Raw genomic sequence first — 14,436 nt, forward strand, 5'->3', positions numbered from 1 at the left:
CAAAAAACGTGGCTTATCGCCTAATGGATAAGCCGCGTTTTTTATATAGAAGGAAATGGATGAAACTTAACGCTTGTTTTCTTCGTATAATCAGATAAGGTATCTATTTGAGACATGTTGTCATGGTGCTATAATAAAAGAAATGAAAAAGATAGGAGTGAATGGGCGTGAAAGTATTGCGAGTACTGAAATGGCTAGCCCTTTCCTGGACAGCAGGTGCGATATCCGTTCCCATATTTTACTTTGGATTTGACTTGAATTTTTTTGTATCAATGATGATAGGTTTTGCCGTTGCAGGAGTAAGCTTTGCCATTCCTATTTTAAAGTCGTTACGACTACGCCTTCAGAATCCGTATCGAGAAGAGATTGCCTATTCTAAGCATCAAGTACGTGAAGCAAAAAAGAAATTAGCGATAATAAGTAGGTATCGTTTTAAAGTAAGGTCTATCCACATGTGGGCACAGCTGTCGCGACTTTATAAAGTCTCTAAAGCCATCATTGAAATGGTCGAAAAAGAACCAATGCGCTATAAAGATGTGCAACCGTTCTTTGTTAACTACTTGCCAGCAACCGTTACGTTAGTAGAACGATATTTCTTTTTGCTGTCAAAACCAGGAAAAAGTATTGAAATGACAGAAAGCTTAAAAGAAGCAGAAGTAATGATAGATGAAATGGCATTAAAATATGATCGTCTTTTAAATCAAGCATTATCGAATGATGTATTAACATTAGATGTCGAAATGAAAGTCTTAAAGCAAACCTTTCAAAACGATAAACAATGGATTCCTACGTCATTAGACCGTCGGAAGTAGGGAGTAGGAGGAAACGGATATGAAAGAAGTAGAAAAAGAGGATATGTTAGATGATTTGTTAAATAACCCTTTTGCAGCTCCTGTTGCAAAAGAGGAAGTAGAATCCATAGAAGCGAAGACTCAGCGTACGTTTGATTATTTAACACCAGAACATCAAGAGCGAGCGAAAAAAATTGCTCAGCAAATTGATTTTAAAAATCAACAAGCGATTTTGCAATATGGAGTAGCTGCTCAAACAGAGCTTTCTCAATTCTCACAATCGGTTCTACAACACGTTCAAACAAAAGATTCTGGTCCCGTTGGAGATGTCATTGCAGAGTTAATGAGCAAAATCAACCAAGTGAATCCTGATGACTTCACTCAAAAGAAAAAAGGGGTATTTAAAAAGTTATTTTCAGGCCTTTCTAAGCCTCTTCAGCAATTGTTGTCGAAATATCAAAGTATAAATGTAGAAATTGATAAAATTGCAGATAAACTAGAAGGCTCAAAGCAGATGCTTTATCGTGATATTCTGATGTTAGATAACCTGTATGATAAGAATCGCCAATTTTATGAAGCATTAAATGTCTATATTGGTGCAGCGGAATATAAGTTAGAAACTCTTCGTCAAGAAACATTGCCTGCTCTTCAACAAAAAGCATCATCAACGAATGATTATTTAATGGTGCAAGAGGTTAATGATTTACATCAGTTTATTAATCGCCTTGAAAAGCGTACACATGATCTTAAGTTGAGTCGCCAAATTGCTTTGCAAAGCGCACCACAAATTCGTATGATTCAAGAAGTTAATCAAACATTAGTAGAGAAAATTCAAAGCTCCATCTTAACAGCCATTCCTCTTTGGAAAAATCAAGTAGTCATAGCTACAACTTTGCTACGTCAAAAGAAGGCAATGGAAGCACAAAAGCAAGTATCAAAGACGACGAATGAATTGCTAACGAAAAACTCTGAAATGCTGAAACAAAATACAATAGAAGTAGCAAGAGAAAATGAAGCAGGAATTGTTGATATTGGAACATTAAAGAAAACACAAAGTAATTTAATCTCAACATTAGAAGATGTTTTAAAGATTCAACAAGAAGGTCGAGTGAAACGAACAGAAGCAGAGAAAGAGCTATATCAAATGGAGCAAGATTTAAAAAATAAGCTGATGAATTTAAAATAAAACAGGTCGTGTGTCAAAAGAGCTGTGACAGCCTCATCCGACACGCGACTTTTTGGTACAACTTTCTCTTTATTCCTAGTAAATCAATCGATATAATAGAGGAAATGAATTCACCAAAGAGGGGAGTTTCAACATGAGTATACCAAAACCACTTGTTCAATTAAATCAATGGTTTATTGTCGTGACAACAGTGTTAGGGTTAGTCGGCTCCTTTTACGTACTAATTCTTCCAATTGTTATAGGTGTTGTAACAGTCACAACAAAAAAGAATCCAATTATGTTAGTAGGGAAGACGTTTTTACGACGTCCACTTCAATCCTATCTTCAGGAAGATAGAGATCAACAATTGTTTAACCAGTGGATTGCAACGAGCTTGTTAAGTGTTGCATTTATTTGCTTTGTAATGGGATGGACAATTGTAGGAACAATTTTTAGTGTAATGGTTATAACAGCTGCTGGTGTTGCGTTAATGGGATATTGCATCGGATGTACGGTGAGATATCGTTATACAATGTGGAAGTATAAAAAAACACAAAAGCAAAACGCAGCTTAATAAAAAAGAGCCGTAGTCGATCAAAAGTAAAACTCCCTTGTCTTTCTAACCTCAGACGATTAGTAGACAAGGGAGTTCGTTATAATAGTCAACTGATCAAACTTCGTATCTCTTCACGATAGGTCTTTATTTCTGAATAGTTTTAGCCATTTCCATAAATGGAGTATAGCTTTCTGCTTCTGCAGGAGCGAAAATGGTTAGGCGTAAAGGAGGATGATGATCATTACCCTCTACAACATAAGCAGCTCCTTTTTCATTTTGCAATTGACCTTCAAAGGCAGCGACAACGTTAAAGTCTTTTCCTGTTGGACCCTCTACTTTATTTGCTTCTTCAAAGCCTGCCTCCATCATTGCTTTTGTCTCTTCTTCTACTTGACTGAGGTCACTCGTTTCTTCTAGTAATTCAACACGCATCCACATTTCTTTGTTATTGTTATATGAAATTACATCTTTTCCGGGCTCTTCTTCTGTCATCGTATAGTTTTCCATAACATATAAACTGTAGTCTTGATTATTGCTTTGCTTTAAAAATCCTGTTTGTTCTTCTTTCATTCCTTCTACTTCATATGTCATGAGTTGTTCAGGAAGACGAATCAGTTGGTTGTCATCTGAACTAACAGGCTCATCTCCATTTGTTTCTTCCGAATCTTCCGGTTGCGTAGCTTCGTTCTCTTGAGGTTCTTCAATAGCAGGTGTTTGTCCATTTGTTTCATCACTTGTATTGTTAGTTGTACCGCAAGCGGTCATTGTTAAACCACATGCTAGAAAAATAAAAAGCCATTTCTTCATTTTAAAAACCTCCTAAAAAGTTGTTCATCCATTAGACTGAAAAAAATAGGAAAGGTTACAAAAAAATGAAAGAAAGTTTATTTGAGAACAAAATCTACTCTATAAACATGTTTTTTTGCTAAGAGGCTATTTCTTTTCTATGGTTTCAATCATTTTCAGTAAGAGTGGAATCTTATTTAGTTCTTTTGGTGCAACAATTGTCACTCGAAGTGGTGGGCGAGAATCATTTCCTTTGATTAAATAAGCTTTCCCTACCTCTTTCTCATTTTCAGTTTCATACACTTTTACAATATCTTTTATGAGTGCTTCTGGAGAAGAAGGAGGTGTACCTTCGGTAGAATGTCCAAATCCAGCTTCAAAAAATGTTTTCATATCAGAAGCAGCATCGTCTAAGTTTGTGTCATCACGTAGCACTTCAATTCTCATCCATTCATGAGGGTTTTCTTTTGAAAAAATCATATCTTTCCCTGGTTCTTCTTCTGCAAATTCATATTCGTTAAATACATAGAGAGTGTATTGTTGATTAGCACTTGTTTTTAATAATGCGTTTTTTGAGTCCTTGTTTATAATGAAAGATTTCTTTAATGGTCTATTTGCTTCAGCGGCTAGCCATTTATTTAGAATGATGGTCTTTTTATCTTCAATTGATAGTTGGGAGATTTGCATAGGTTTCTCAGTATGTATAGTAGTGGGAGAACTTAGCAACATGGCACTTATTAATAAATGAATACTCATGGTTTTCCTCCTTGTGAAAGTTAGACTTGCTTTTTTACGTATAGTTTATCAATACCCTATATCTAGAAATTGTAAACGCATTCAAATTGGATATGCTAAAGATAATAAGCTTGATATCGAGGTGATAAGGATGAAGAAGCAACTGCAAAGTGAGATTCAACAAGAGAAACATTTGATTTGCAGTGAACAATTATTTTGGGCGGATTTACGTGCGATTGTAGATGACACGGTTGAAGAGAGCTCTAAATCTAAGTCTGATGTAGTAGAAGATTGAATTGGAGGGAGAGTTAATGAGACAGGTTCGTTTGTGGGGAGCTTTCCTATTATTTACATTAATCATTCTTACTCATAATGAGACAGAAGCAGCTAAAAAAAGCCGGTTTTATTACGAAAAAAAAGGGGACATCGTGTGGGAGGTTCCAACGAAAGAAGAGAAAATTATTGCGTTAACATTCGATGATGGTCCAGATCCTAGATATACGCCTGTCATTTTGAATTTATTAGATGAATATGAAGCAAAAGCAACATTTTTTGTCGTTGGAAGCCGGATTGATCGCTACCCTCGCATTGCCAAAAGGCAAGTGAAAGAAGGACATGAACTTGCTAATCATACATATAGTCACCTTCAAGTTCAAGGGCAATCCGTTCAACGAATTGAAGAAGAGATTAAACGTGCGGGTACTGCGATTGAAGAAATAACGGGGCAGCCGTCCTATTTATTTCGTCCTCCAACAGGCTATTATGATGATAACGTAGTAAATGCAGCTAAAAGTCAAGGGTATACGGTTGTAATGTGGTCATGGCATCAAGACACGTTTGATTGGAGAAATCCAGGTGTAGGGCGCATTGTAAATCAAGTGTTGAATAATGCTAGGTCGGGCGATATTGTATTATTTCATGATACAGGAGGTAATCGTAGACAAACGATTGAAGCACTTAAACAAATTTTGCCTGAACTTGAAAAACGAGGATATAAATTCGTTACCATCTCTGACTTGCTAAAACATCATCCAAATTATAAATCACTCTATCCTTTATAGAGGAAGTGCCTTTCATTTTCATTGTGTAAGCAAGGGCTTTTACAGTTAGCATCTCTTGTTGAATGCTTGGGATTCCTATTTGCGTATAAGTAAAGAAGGACTGAGATAAACGTAAAGATGGATAGAAGGGTTATTCTTGTAAAGAAACAGTAATTAAAACGTAATTGATTTATTATTGCGATTTCGAAACGGACATGTTCTAATGAAAGAAAAGGAACGATGTCGTCGGAAAGGGTCGTATAGATGAATGTGTCTCAGCCAGAACCAAAAATTACTCTATCATATACGCTAGAAAATTTGCGATCGTTACTTTTGCAGATTTGTGATCGTGAAAATGGTTTTTCTCATCAGCAATTAGTTTATTGGTGTGATAAATATACACTTTATCACTATGAATATGAAATGGATGACCAAAAATGGTTAGATGATATGTTAAGTGAAGATCCAGTGAGAAAAGAACGAGCAAAAGGATATGGAGTAGCAAAAGATGTTAGTTGGAAGTGGTACTTTTATCTGTTACAAGGTACGACGTATAAAGATGTTGTAAGTGAAGATTTATCTCACCTTGAACTTCCAGGAGATTTGTTTGTTAAATGGCTTACAGAACTATATTCCTAAAAAGAGTTGTCTCGACAAGAAGAGGCAACTCTTTTTTATAATTCAAAAGAAAAACATACTGAATAACTAGGGATTAAGAAAGGGAAGTAGATGTGTGGAGAAATTTCAAATGAACGATAAGCCTTGATTTATCGAGGTTTAGATAGAGTGTTAATAATTCGAAAAATAAGACTTTTGATTTTTTTGTATATCCTAGTTGACTTATTGGTTTTACTGTAATAAAGTGTAATATACGTTGAAAATAAAAGTAAGAAAATGGGAGGATCAATAATGAACACATTGTTTGTCATTGTAAACATTGCAATATTACTATTCATTATTTGGGGTTTATTTACAATGCAAAAGAAACATGTTTCATTTTCGAAGCGTGTATTTACAGCTCTAGGACTAGGGATTGTATTTGGTTTTGCATTACAATTTATTTATGGAGCCGGTTCAGATATTATTACAACAACAGCTGACTGGTTCGCAATTGTAGGAAGCGGATACGTTAAATTTCTGCAGATGATTGTCATGCCTTTAGTATTCATTTCAATTGTTGCAGCATTCACTCGTTTAAAGTTAACAAACAATATTGGTAAGATTAGTGGTCTTATTATTAGTATTTTAGTAGGAACAACGGCTATTGCGGCAGCGGTTGGGATTACAACAGCAATAGGTTTTAATTTAGAAGCCGTACAAATCGAACAAGGAGATGCAGAAGTAGCTCGTGGTCAAGCATTAGAAGAAAATATGTCAGGCCTTGAAGGAAAAACGATGCCTCAGCAAATTCTAGAGCTTCTTCCAGCAAATCCGTTCTTAGATTTTACAGGAGCACGTCCAACATCAACGATTGCGATTGTTATTTTTGCAGCGTTTATCGGTCTTGCTTATTTAGGTGTGAAACGCAAAAAACCTGAAGAGGCAGAAATGTTCGCTAAGATTGTTGATACGTTCTACGCAATCGTAATGCGCGTTGTTACGTTGATTTTACGCCTTACTCCGTACGGCGTACTTGCAATCATGACAAAAACCGTTGCAACAAGTGACTTTAATGCGATTGTAAGCTTAGGGAAATTTGTCGTTGCATCTTATGTAGCGTTAGCGGTTATGTTTATCATTCACTTATTATTATTAACAGTCGTTGGATTAAATCCATTAACGTATGTGAAGAAAGCTTTACCTGTTCTAACATTTGCCTTTACGTCACGTACAAGTGCAGGAACATTGCCATTAAATATTAATGCACAAACAAAACAAATGGGTGTACCAGAAGGAATTGCAAACTTTGCAGGCTCATTTGGTTTATCAATTGGTCAAAATGGTTGTGCGGGTATTTATCCAGCGATGTTAGCAGTAATGATTGCGCCAACAGTAGGGATTGATCCATTGTCTCCATCTTTCATCGCATCGCTAATTGCCATTGTAGCCATTAGTTCATTCGGTGTTGCAGGTGTTGGTGGAGGAGCAACATTTGCGGCATTATTAGTTCTTTCAGCGATGAACTTACCAGTTGCATTAGCTGGTCTATTAATCTCTGTTGAACCTTTAATTGATATGGGGCGTACAGCCGTTAACGTAAGTGGTAGTATGACAGCTGGAGTTGTGACGAGTAAAGTAACAAATGAACTTGATACAGAAACATACAATGATCGTTCAATTGAAGCAGAAGCAGTAGAAGCGTAACAGAAAAAGGTTGATTACTCATTTTAACGAGTAATCAACCTTTTTTCATTTTGTGCATACGGCAATGCCGATTGGATAGTGCAAGCCTTGACGTCCTGGTTCGACTAATACTCCTTTTTGATAATAAAAGTCCACTTGGCTGTAGTTGTGAAATAACTGTTTAAATTCTTCTTCTGTTAATTGATGTACATGAAAAGGTTCGGAAGTAGGCTTTCCTCTTCCTAAGCCAAACGGAGTAGAGATAATAAGTGTTCCACCAGGTTTTAGCATGTGAAAAATATTAGACATATATTGACCTTCATCTTCAATATGCTCTAATGTTTCAAAACTGACAATGACGTCAAACTGTCCAAGCTTCTCAGGGAGAGAAGGATCAACAGCATCGGCTTGTTGAAATGAAACAGAAGGATGATAATAATGTGCATTTGCGTATTGAATAGAAGCGGCGTCTATATCGATACCTACAATTTGATTAATCCGCTTTTTAGCTGCTTTGGCCATTGCTTGACTACCAAATCCACTTCCACAAGCAAAATCAAGAACTCTTCCATTTAAATAATGAATCGCAAAATGATAACGAGCAAGGTGTTCTAATAGCATACCGTTCGTTGGTTTCATTAATTCAGGGATGATTCGTTCCCCTGTATATTTCAGCATAGATAACTCCTTTAGAAAGCGTTGTTCTCTCTATTCTATCATACTACATCAATCCATTTAGAGAAATTGACATAACGATAGGACTGGCATATCTATTTTTTTAGACATAAGCAGTTGCCACCTTCCTGGTGAAGTGAATGTTATCTGCCTATGTGAATTGATTGAGGAGGGTCAGTAAATTTGGATCACTGTTTGTGAGTTCTTTTTAATCTAAAAGATTGATTTTTCAAACAAATTAGTTGATTTTAAAGAAAAGCATGATAGAATATATTTTGTAAGCGTTTCCAATATATAGGGGAGGTATGGGAATATGCAAAATATTGGTACAAAATCAGTTGAAGTGAGTGCGAAGCTAGCTAATTTTTTAACAGGTGTGAAAAAGCTATACATCAATGGTGAATGGGTTGATTCATTATCAGGTAAAACGTTTGAAACCGTTAATCCAGCAACAGGTGAAAAACTAGCAGAGGTTGCAGAAGCAAATCCTGAAGATATTGACCGAGCTGTAAAAGCGGCAAGAGAAGCGTTTGACAATGGTCCTTGGTCCAAGATGGGGACGGCAGAGCGTAGTCGTCTCATTTATAAGCTTGCGGATTTAATGGAAGAAAATAAGTTAGAACTAGCTCAGCTTGAAACATTAGATAATGGTAAGCCTCTTCGAGAAACATCAGCTGCTGACGTACCATTAGCGATTGAACATTTCCGCTATTTTGCTGGTTGGTCCACAAAAATTGTTGGACAAACCATCCCTGTTCAAGGAAATTATTTTAATTATACTCGCCATGAAGCTGTAGGAGTTGTAGGACAAATTATTCCTTGGAATTTTCCGTTACTTATGGCTGCTTGGAAGCTAGGAGCAGCACTTGCAACAGGGTGTACGGTCGTATTAAAACCTGCAGAGCAAACGCCATTATCTGCTTTATATTTAGCAAAGTTAGCTGAAGAAGCAGGTATCCCAAAAGGCGTATTAAATGTTGTTCCAGGTTACGGTAAAACAGCAGGCGCACCGCTTGTTGACCATCCACTTGTTGATAAAATTGCCTTTACAGGATCAACAGCCGTTGGAAAATATATTATGAAGCAAGCGAGCGAATCATTAAAGCGTGTTACATTGGAGCTTGGAGGGAAATCACCGAATATTATCTTACCTGATGCGGATCTATCAAAAGCAGTACCCGGGGCATTAATGGGTGTGATGTTCAATCAAGGACAAGTATGCTGCGCAGGAAGTCGTTTATATGTTCAAAAAAGCTTGTACGATAACGTTGTAGCTGATTTAGTATCACAAGCTAAGTCAATTAAGCAAGGACATGGCTTAGCACAAGATACGACAATGGGACCTCTAGTCTCTGCTGAACAGCAAAAGAGAGTAAAAGGATACATCGATAAAGGTATTGAAGAAGGAGCAGAAGTATTAACAGGTGGAAATATTCCTTTTGACAAAGGATATTTTGTTGAGCCTACTATTTTTGCTGATGTGAATCATTCAATGACGATTGCCCGTGAAGAAATCTTTGGGCCAGTTGTAGCTGCAATGCCATTTGATGATTTAGATGATTTGATTTCAAAAGCCAATGATACATCATATGGTCTAGCAGCTGGCATTTGGACGCAGGATCTTAAGAAAGCTCACTACCTTGCTCACGGTATTAAAGCAGGAACAGTGTGGGTGAATTGCTACAATGCATTTGATGCAGCAAGTCCATTTGGTGGATACAAACAATCAGGCATAGGCCGTGAAATGGGAAGCTATGCATTAGAGAATTATACCGAGGTCAAAAGCGTTTGGATTAACATGGATTAATCGTTCGCAATCTCATAAAATAACCCCTATCGGACAAGCGATAGGGGTTATTTGCATGCCTTTTAAAAAATTAGTAGAATGGTTTCATTTTGCTAAAAGGTGGTACCAATTAATAAGCCAAACATATATTAATAAGGAGAAAGCGTTTTCTTGAGTATGTATTTAAAGGGGAATGACAATGAGATTTCTACCCGTATTTACCATGGTTTTATTAATTATTGGTGGTTTAAATTGGTTATTTGTTGCACTAGATTTTAACATTGTTCAAGAGTTATTTGGATCGATGCCACAGATAGTGACATTCGTTTACTGGTTAATCGGATTATCTGCTATTTATCAATTATATGATCGTTTTTTAAGAGGGCGCTAGTAAACAAGAGCTGATGAGGGCTTACTAAATCCTCATCAGCTTTTTTGAAAATACATCTTTTCATTTACTGTGTAGATGCGTTACAGTATACATAATAGTTTTAAGAGATGAAGTGAAGAAAATGAGAAAAGATGTATTTAATGAACTAGTACAGAAAACGTTGTTACCAGATTTACAGATTTCTAGTGAGTATAGCTATGATCCTGTTATTGTAGAGGCTAGCCCGAGTAATTGGACATGTATTGGAGTTGGCAATTATGCTGCTGTATTTGAGCATAAAGATTATGAAGAATGGGTTGTAAAAGTATATAGTAGAGAGCCCGAGCTCGTCAAAAAAGAAGTGTGGGTGTATGAAAAGCTGGGTGTGCATCCATCTTATTCAGAGCTTATTCATTATGAGCAGAACTATTTGATCCTAAAAAAATTAAAAGGTATTACTTTATATGAAGCCGTTCATCGAGGCATCCGTATTCCCGAACAAGTTATTAAAGATGTGAATGAAGCATTAGATTATGCTCGAATGCGTGGATTAAACCCGTATGACATTCACGGGAAAAATGTGATGATGAATCATAATAGAGGTTATGTTGTGGACATTTCTGATTTTTACAAAACAGGAATTGACCGAAAATGGCGTGATTTAGTTAAAGCCTATTATAAAATATATATGCCTTTTTTTTATAAATATAATATTCATATTCCTTATTTTGTGTTAAATGCAGTTAGACGTGGATACCGTATTTATCGGAAAATAAAAAGAAAAGATATCCTCATGTAATCTAAAATCGGTTAGCTCATTTCATATGAGTTAACCGATTTATATTTGATGATTATGAATTATACACATCTAAATAATTGAATCTCCTTCATTGTAGAATTTAGTCGGAACATAATAGTCCTATGCATTTCATGCTTGTAAACAGAAGTTAATGCGCGATTTAAGCGAGAGGATGTAAAGAAGAGGTCAATTTGTTTGCTGATGTAACGGTGTACTTGTTCTTGATAAAAAAGCTTTTTTTCTTTAATTCTTGTTTTAACATCATCAATTAGAGAGAATGTAAATTGTAAAATAGAATGATCAAATGTACCACAATATTCTTCTACTGTCATATCTATACCCCCTTAGTTTGTCAAGGTTTTTGTGTAATAATTTACATTATCTTTACAATAGTTTAATATAAGATTGAAAAAAAGCAATAGACATGACAAAAGTAGACAAAAATAGACGAAAACTATTTACCTTAAAATAAGAAACGTGCTCGACAATTGTGTAGTCGAGCGCGTTTCTTATTTGTACTGAGTTAATGGAAGATAATCTTTATAAACGTTATCGATAAGATCATTGATAATGGTTTTAGATGCTTGAGGTTGATAGATGACTTGGATAGCATGCTTCATTTTCTCTAACTTTAAGTCGTCTTCTAGTAGCTCGTATACAATTTGATAGACTTCTTCGGTATGGTATGCAACCATAGCCGCTCCTTTTTCTTCAAAAAATAAGGCATTAGACTTCTCCTGACCTGGAGTGGGTTTATAGAGGAGAAGAGGAACACCCACTGCTGCTGCTTCTGTTAACGTAATACCCCCTGGCTTTGTGATCATAAGAGAAGCTAGCTTATAGAGTTCATGGACTTGTTCAACATAACCAAATACGTTTAGTTGAGTTGGGAAGGATGTTTGAAGATCTTGTAGTTCTTCTTTTAATTGATCATCTTTCCCACAAACAACGATGACTTGACAATTATGGGTAGAAAGAATCTTTTCACATAGCTTTTTAATCTTCTTTAAAACACCGAATGCACCAGCCATTATGAGAATGACTTTTTTGGTTGGATCAATTTGGTATTTGCTTATTAAATCGATTGATGATTGGTCCTCAAATGATGAGCGAATGGGAATACCAGATAGAACAATCGATTGATGAGGTACACCTAAAGAGTGCAATTTTTCTTTTGTGTGAGCGGAAGCTACGTAATATTTGTCAATCTCGCGCTGTACCCATGTGTTGTGCACGCAGTAGTCGGTAATGATGTTGACAACAGGTATCATCATATCCGTTTTGCGACGAAGAGCTGATACTGCTAAGACTGGAAATGTATTGATAATCACATCTGGTTTTTCTGACTCAATTAAGTAGCGAAGGCGTTTTTGGCCAATCTTTGTTATCCAACTGGCGACCTTTTTATTACATACTTTATCAAAGCTGTGATAGCAAAAAGAATAGAGTGGTTTTCCAAGAGGTGTGTAGCTTTTTAAATACATTGATTCTGAAATAGTTGTAAGAGTAGGGTAAGATTCTGAATAAATGCTAGAAACAACGACATCTGCGCAATTACGATCTAAAAGTTCTTGTACCAATGCTTTTGCGACTTGTACATGTCCATTTCCATATTCTGCTGTTAGTAACAAAAACTTTGGGCGTCTTTTCAATGCTCATCACCTCATGAGACAAATTTTAGGATGGAAAAGTCCTCATTTTTTATTGTACTATGAGGGTTTTCATTATAATGTAAAGCTTTCTTTAAGAGTTTGTAAGACTCCTTATCATATAAGATAAATAGAAGTGAAGATGATGACGGTTTATATCTTTATGCAATAGTAAAAAAGAAGAAAAGGTTGTAGAAATAAAACGATAAATTGTAGTAAACTAAGAGCGTATATTCCGAGAATGCACTTTCTTTGAGACGCATGAGCGTTCAAAGGAAATGTGCGCTAGCCTTAGTGAAAATACGTGGTTTATTTTCTGAACATTTAGATATAAGGAGAGGAAGGATGTTCATGCTTACATCCACGTTAGAGAAAAACATATTTGAACATCAGGGATCTAAAATTAAAATTGAGCAACAAGAGGTGCAAATTATTGCTCGATATGAACAACCACTAGTCGTCGTGTTAGATCACGTTCTTACAAATGAGGAATGTGATAGGCTCATCACTTTATCACAAAACCGATTAGCACGTTCAAAAATTGGGGCATCGAAACACGTAAATGATATTCGTACGAGTAGCAGTATGTTCTTTGATGAAAATGAAAACGAATTCATAGGAGAAATTGAACAGCGTATATCAGCCTTGATGTGTGTTCCAGTGGAGCACGGGGAGGGGATTCAAATTCTTCACTATGCACCTGAGCAACAATTTAAAGCTCATCATGACTATTTTGTTGAAACAAGTAGAGCGGCAGCTAATAATCGAATTAGTACACTTATCATGTATCTAAACGATGTAGAAGAAGGTGGAGAAACGTTATTTCCAGAGCTAAACCTTTCGATTTCCCCTCGAAAAGGGATGGGCGTGTACTTTGAATACTTTTACAATGATTCTTTATTAAATAAGCAAACTCTTCATGCTGGAATGCCTGTTGTAAAAGGTGAAAAGTGGGTTGCTACACAATGGATGAGACGAAAGCCGTATCGTGTGTAAAGTTCATGAAAAATCTAAAATAAAATTACGCTAAAAAGGCACAAAGCGTTAGTCGCTTGTGCCTTTTTAGCATGTTACCTCTTGTATTTGAATCTGCATAAAGTATGTTACGATACTGCTTTTTTTGGCATACGATGTTGCCACTTTTTTAATAGTTGTTCGAAGAATGGGAAAGAGTATTGTACAACAAGACCCAGTGTGAGTGTCACAATAATTGTTCCAATTCCGATTGCTCCTTGAAATAAGAAAGCCAGTGATAAAGCAAATCCTTCACTAATGATTCGCGAAGTACGTAGATTCAATCCAAAGCGTGTATGAATGGCAACCATTAGTGTATCCATTGGACTTGCTGGGAACTTCGCTTGCAAGTAAATAGCGATTCCTACACCCATTGTTAAAATACCAGCTAAAAGTGAAATGATTTGTAAAATAAGTGCTTCTGGAGACTGAACAATTGATAACCAAAAATCAATTAGTGCCCCAATTAAAAGGATGCTTCCGGCAGCAAGAATTTCTGGGCGTTTCTTTAATAAAAATGAGTTAATAAAAATTAATACAATTCCATTTATAAATACAAATGTTCCTACGGATAAACCAAACATTTGTGATTCGCCAACCGCTAAGGCATCCCAAGAAGATGCTCCTAGGTTCGACTTTATAATAAGCGCTACACCAAGCGTTAAAATCAATAAACCAACTGTGAAAAATATGATCCGTTCTTTCATTTTATATCCCCTTTTATTTTATATAGTGGTCAGTCGTCAGACTTCTTTGAACCGCTTACATATCGAATCATACTCAAAAA

Annotated in this window: 17 protein-coding genes; 11 read left to right on the plus strand and 6 right to left on the minus strand. The window is 36.1% G+C overall.

Annotated features, from left to right (window positions below; all coding sequences use genetic code 11):
• The first annotated feature begins 161 nt into the window (after positions 1–161).
• The 3 genes from JOC83_RS04350 to JOC83_RS04360 all read left to right on the plus strand — a co-directional run bounded on the left by JOC83_RS04350 (position 162) and on the right by JOC83_RS04360 (position 2,530).
• Positions 162–812: a 5-bromo-4-chloroindolyl phosphate hydrolysis family protein gene (locus tag JOC83_RS04350; protein WP_239583293.1), complete on the plus strand. Its 651-nt coding sequence runs from the start codon at positions 162–164 to the stop codon at positions 810–812.
• A 19-nt stretch (positions 813–831) separates the two neighbouring features.
• The gene (locus JOC83_RS04355; protein ID WP_205184251.1) at positions 832–1,977 is read left to right on the plus strand and encodes a toxic anion resistance protein; all 1,146 of its coding nucleotides are present in this window, start codon (positions 832–834) and stop codon (positions 1,975–1,977) included.
• Between the two features lie 133 nt (positions 1,978–2,110).
• Positions 2,111–2,530 carry a DUF4395 domain-containing protein gene (locus JOC83_RS04360; protein ID WP_205184254.1) on the plus strand — a complete coding sequence of 140 codons (420 nt, stop codon included), beginning with the start codon at positions 2,111–2,113 and terminating at the stop codon, positions 2,528–2,530.
• 126 nt (positions 2,531–2,656) lie between these two features.
• On the opposite strand, the gene JOC83_RS04365 is transcribed toward JOC83_RS04360, so the two are convergent.
• Positions 2,657–3,319: a hypothetical protein gene (locus tag JOC83_RS04365; RefSeq protein WP_205184256.1), complete on the minus strand. Its 663-nt coding sequence runs from the start codon at positions 3,317–3,319 to the stop codon at positions 2,657–2,659.
• Between the two features lie 126 nt (positions 3,320–3,445).
• Complete coding sequence (locus tag JOC83_RS04370; protein WP_205184258.1) at positions 3,446–4,054, minus strand: hypothetical protein; 609 nt, start codon at positions 4,052–4,054, stop codon at positions 3,446–3,448.
• Positions 4,055–4,184: 130 nt separating this feature from the next.
• On the opposite strand from JOC83_RS04370, the gene JOC83_RS04375 reads away from it, so the two are divergent.
• The 4 genes from JOC83_RS04375 (at position 4,185) to JOC83_RS04390 (ending at position 7,377) form a co-directional block, all read left to right on the plus strand.
• A complete protein-coding gene (locus JOC83_RS04375; RefSeq protein ID WP_205184260.1) occupies positions 4,185–4,328 on the plus strand; it encodes a hypothetical protein in 144 nt (47 codons plus the stop codon).
• Positions 4,329–4,344: 16 nt separating this feature from the next.
• Positions 4,345–5,094 carry a polysaccharide deacetylase family protein gene (locus JOC83_RS04380; RefSeq protein WP_205184263.1) on the plus strand — a complete coding sequence of 250 codons (750 nt, stop codon included), beginning with the start codon at positions 4,345–4,347 and terminating at the stop codon, positions 5,092–5,094.
• 243 nt (positions 5,095–5,337) lie between these two features.
• Complete coding sequence (locus JOC83_RS04385) at positions 5,338–5,712, plus strand: hypothetical protein (RefSeq protein ID WP_239583294.1); 375 nt, start codon at positions 5,338–5,340, stop codon at positions 5,710–5,712.
• Positions 5,713–5,982: 270 nt separating this feature from the next.
• Complete coding sequence (locus JOC83_RS04390; protein WP_205184265.1) at positions 5,983–7,377, plus strand: L-cystine transporter; 1,395 nt, start codon at positions 5,983–5,985, stop codon at positions 7,375–7,377.
• Between the two features lie 45 nt (positions 7,378–7,422).
• Here JOC83_RS04390 and JOC83_RS04395 read toward each other — a convergent pair whose 3' ends face one another.
• Positions 7,423–8,034, minus strand: a complete 612-nt coding sequence (locus JOC83_RS04395) for a class I SAM-dependent methyltransferase (protein WP_205184268.1) — start codon at positions 8,032–8,034, stop codon at positions 7,423–7,425.
• A gap of 310 nt (positions 8,035–8,344) precedes the next feature.
• On the opposite strand from JOC83_RS04395, the gene JOC83_RS04400 reads away from it, so the two are divergent.
• The 3 genes from JOC83_RS04400 (at position 8,345) to JOC83_RS04410 (ending at position 10,986) form a co-directional block, all read left to right on the plus strand.
• A complete protein-coding gene (locus JOC83_RS04400; RefSeq protein WP_239583295.1) occupies positions 8,345–9,838 on the plus strand; it encodes an aldehyde dehydrogenase family protein in 1,494 nt (497 codons plus the stop codon).
• 178 nt (positions 9,839–10,016) lie between these two features.
• The gene (locus JOC83_RS04405; protein ID WP_205184270.1) at positions 10,017–10,208 is read left to right on the plus strand and encodes a DUF378 domain-containing protein; all 192 of its coding nucleotides are present in this window, start codon (positions 10,017–10,019) and stop codon (positions 10,206–10,208) included.
• Between the two features lie 121 nt (positions 10,209–10,329).
• Positions 10,330–10,986, plus strand: coding sequence for a protein kinase family protein (locus JOC83_RS04410; RefSeq protein WP_205184831.1), 657 nt, complete (start codon positions 10,330–10,332; stop codon positions 10,984–10,986).
• 59 nt (positions 10,987–11,045) lie between these two features.
• Here the strand turns inward: JOC83_RS04410 and JOC83_RS04415 are convergent, their stop codons facing one another.
• Positions 11,046–11,318 (minus strand): hypothetical protein, encoded by a 273-nt coding sequence (locus JOC83_RS04415; RefSeq protein WP_205184272.1) that lies wholly within the window; start codon positions 11,316–11,318, stop codon positions 11,046–11,048.
• Positions 11,319–11,495: 177 nt separating this feature from the next.
• Complete coding sequence (locus JOC83_RS04420) at positions 11,496–12,638, minus strand: MGDG synthase family glycosyltransferase (protein WP_205184274.1); 1,143 nt, start codon at positions 12,636–12,638, stop codon at positions 11,496–11,498.
• Positions 12,639–12,980: 342 nt separating this feature from the next.
• Here JOC83_RS04420 and JOC83_RS04425 point away from each other — a divergent pair, with 342 nt between their 5' ends.
• Entirely contained in the window at positions 12,981–13,631 is a 651-nt protein-coding gene (locus JOC83_RS04425) for a 2OG-Fe(II) oxygenase (RefSeq protein ID WP_205184276.1), read from the plus strand.
• Positions 13,632–13,738: 107 nt separating this feature from the next.
• Here the strand turns inward: JOC83_RS04425 and JOC83_RS04430 are convergent, their stop codons facing one another.
• On the minus strand, positions 13,739–14,356 hold the full coding sequence (locus JOC83_RS04430) for a YczE/YyaS/YitT family protein (RefSeq protein WP_205184278.1): 618 nt from the start codon (positions 14,354–14,356) through the stop codon (positions 13,739–13,741).
• Positions 14,357–14,436: the final 80 nt, after the last annotated feature.

The sequence above is a fragment of the Priestia iocasae genome (assembly GCF_016909075.1).
Classification (GTDB): domain Bacteria; phylum Bacillota; class Bacilli; order Bacillales; family Bacillaceae_H; genus Priestia; species Priestia iocasae.

Excerpts from the sequence above, each read along its gene's own strand:
- JOC83_RS04350 (WP_239583293.1), top strand. The coding sequence starts at position 162 with ATGGGCGTGAAAGTATTGCGAGTACTGAAATGGCTAGCCCTTTCCTGG.
- JOC83_RS04355 (WP_205184251.1), top strand. The coding sequence starts at position 832 with ATGAAAGAAGTAGAAAAAGAGGATATGTTAGATGATTTGTTAAATAAC.
- JOC83_RS04360 (WP_205184254.1), top strand. The coding sequence starts at position 2,111 with ATGAGTATACCAAAACCACTTGTTCAATTAAATCAATGGTTTATTGTC.
- JOC83_RS04365 (WP_205184256.1), bottom strand. The coding sequence starts at position 3,319 with ATGAAGAAATGGCTTTTTATTTTTCTAGCATGTGGTTTAACAATGACC.
- JOC83_RS04370 (WP_205184258.1), bottom strand. The coding sequence starts at position 4,054 with ATGAGTATTCATTTATTAATAAGTGCCATGTTGCTAAGTTCTCCCACT.
- JOC83_RS04375 (WP_205184260.1), top strand. The coding sequence starts at position 4,185 with ATGAAGAAGCAACTGCAAAGTGAGATTCAACAAGAGAAACATTTGATT.
- JOC83_RS04380 (WP_205184263.1), top strand. The coding sequence starts at position 4,345 with ATGAGACAGGTTCGTTTGTGGGGAGCTTTCCTATTATTTACATTAATC.
- JOC83_RS04385 (WP_239583294.1), top strand. The coding sequence starts at position 5,338 with ATGAATGTGTCTCAGCCAGAACCAAAAATTACTCTATCATATACGCTA.
- JOC83_RS04390 (WP_205184265.1), top strand. The coding sequence starts at position 5,983 with ATGAACACATTGTTTGTCATTGTAAACATTGCAATATTACTATTCATT.
- JOC83_RS04395 (WP_205184268.1), bottom strand. The coding sequence starts at position 8,034 with ATGCTGAAATATACAGGGGAACGAATCATCCCTGAATTAATGAAACCA.
- JOC83_RS04400 (WP_239583295.1), top strand. The coding sequence starts at position 8,345 with ATGCAAAATATTGGTACAAAATCAGTTGAAGTGAGTGCGAAGCTAGCT.
- JOC83_RS04405 (WP_205184270.1), top strand. The coding sequence starts at position 10,017 with ATGAGATTTCTACCCGTATTTACCATGGTTTTATTAATTATTGGTGGT.
- JOC83_RS04410 (WP_205184831.1), top strand. The coding sequence starts at position 10,330 with ATGAGAAAAGATGTATTTAATGAACTAGTACAGAAAACGTTGTTACCA.
- JOC83_RS04415 (WP_205184272.1), bottom strand. The coding sequence starts at position 11,318 with ATGACAGTAGAAGAATATTGTGGTACATTTGATCATTCTATTTTACAA.
- JOC83_RS04425 (WP_205184276.1), top strand. The coding sequence starts at position 12,981 with ATGTTCATGCTTACATCCACGTTAGAGAAAAACATATTTGAACATCAG.
- JOC83_RS04430 (WP_205184278.1), bottom strand. The coding sequence starts at position 14,356 with ATGAAAGAACGGATCATATTTTTCACAGTTGGTTTATTGATTTTAACG.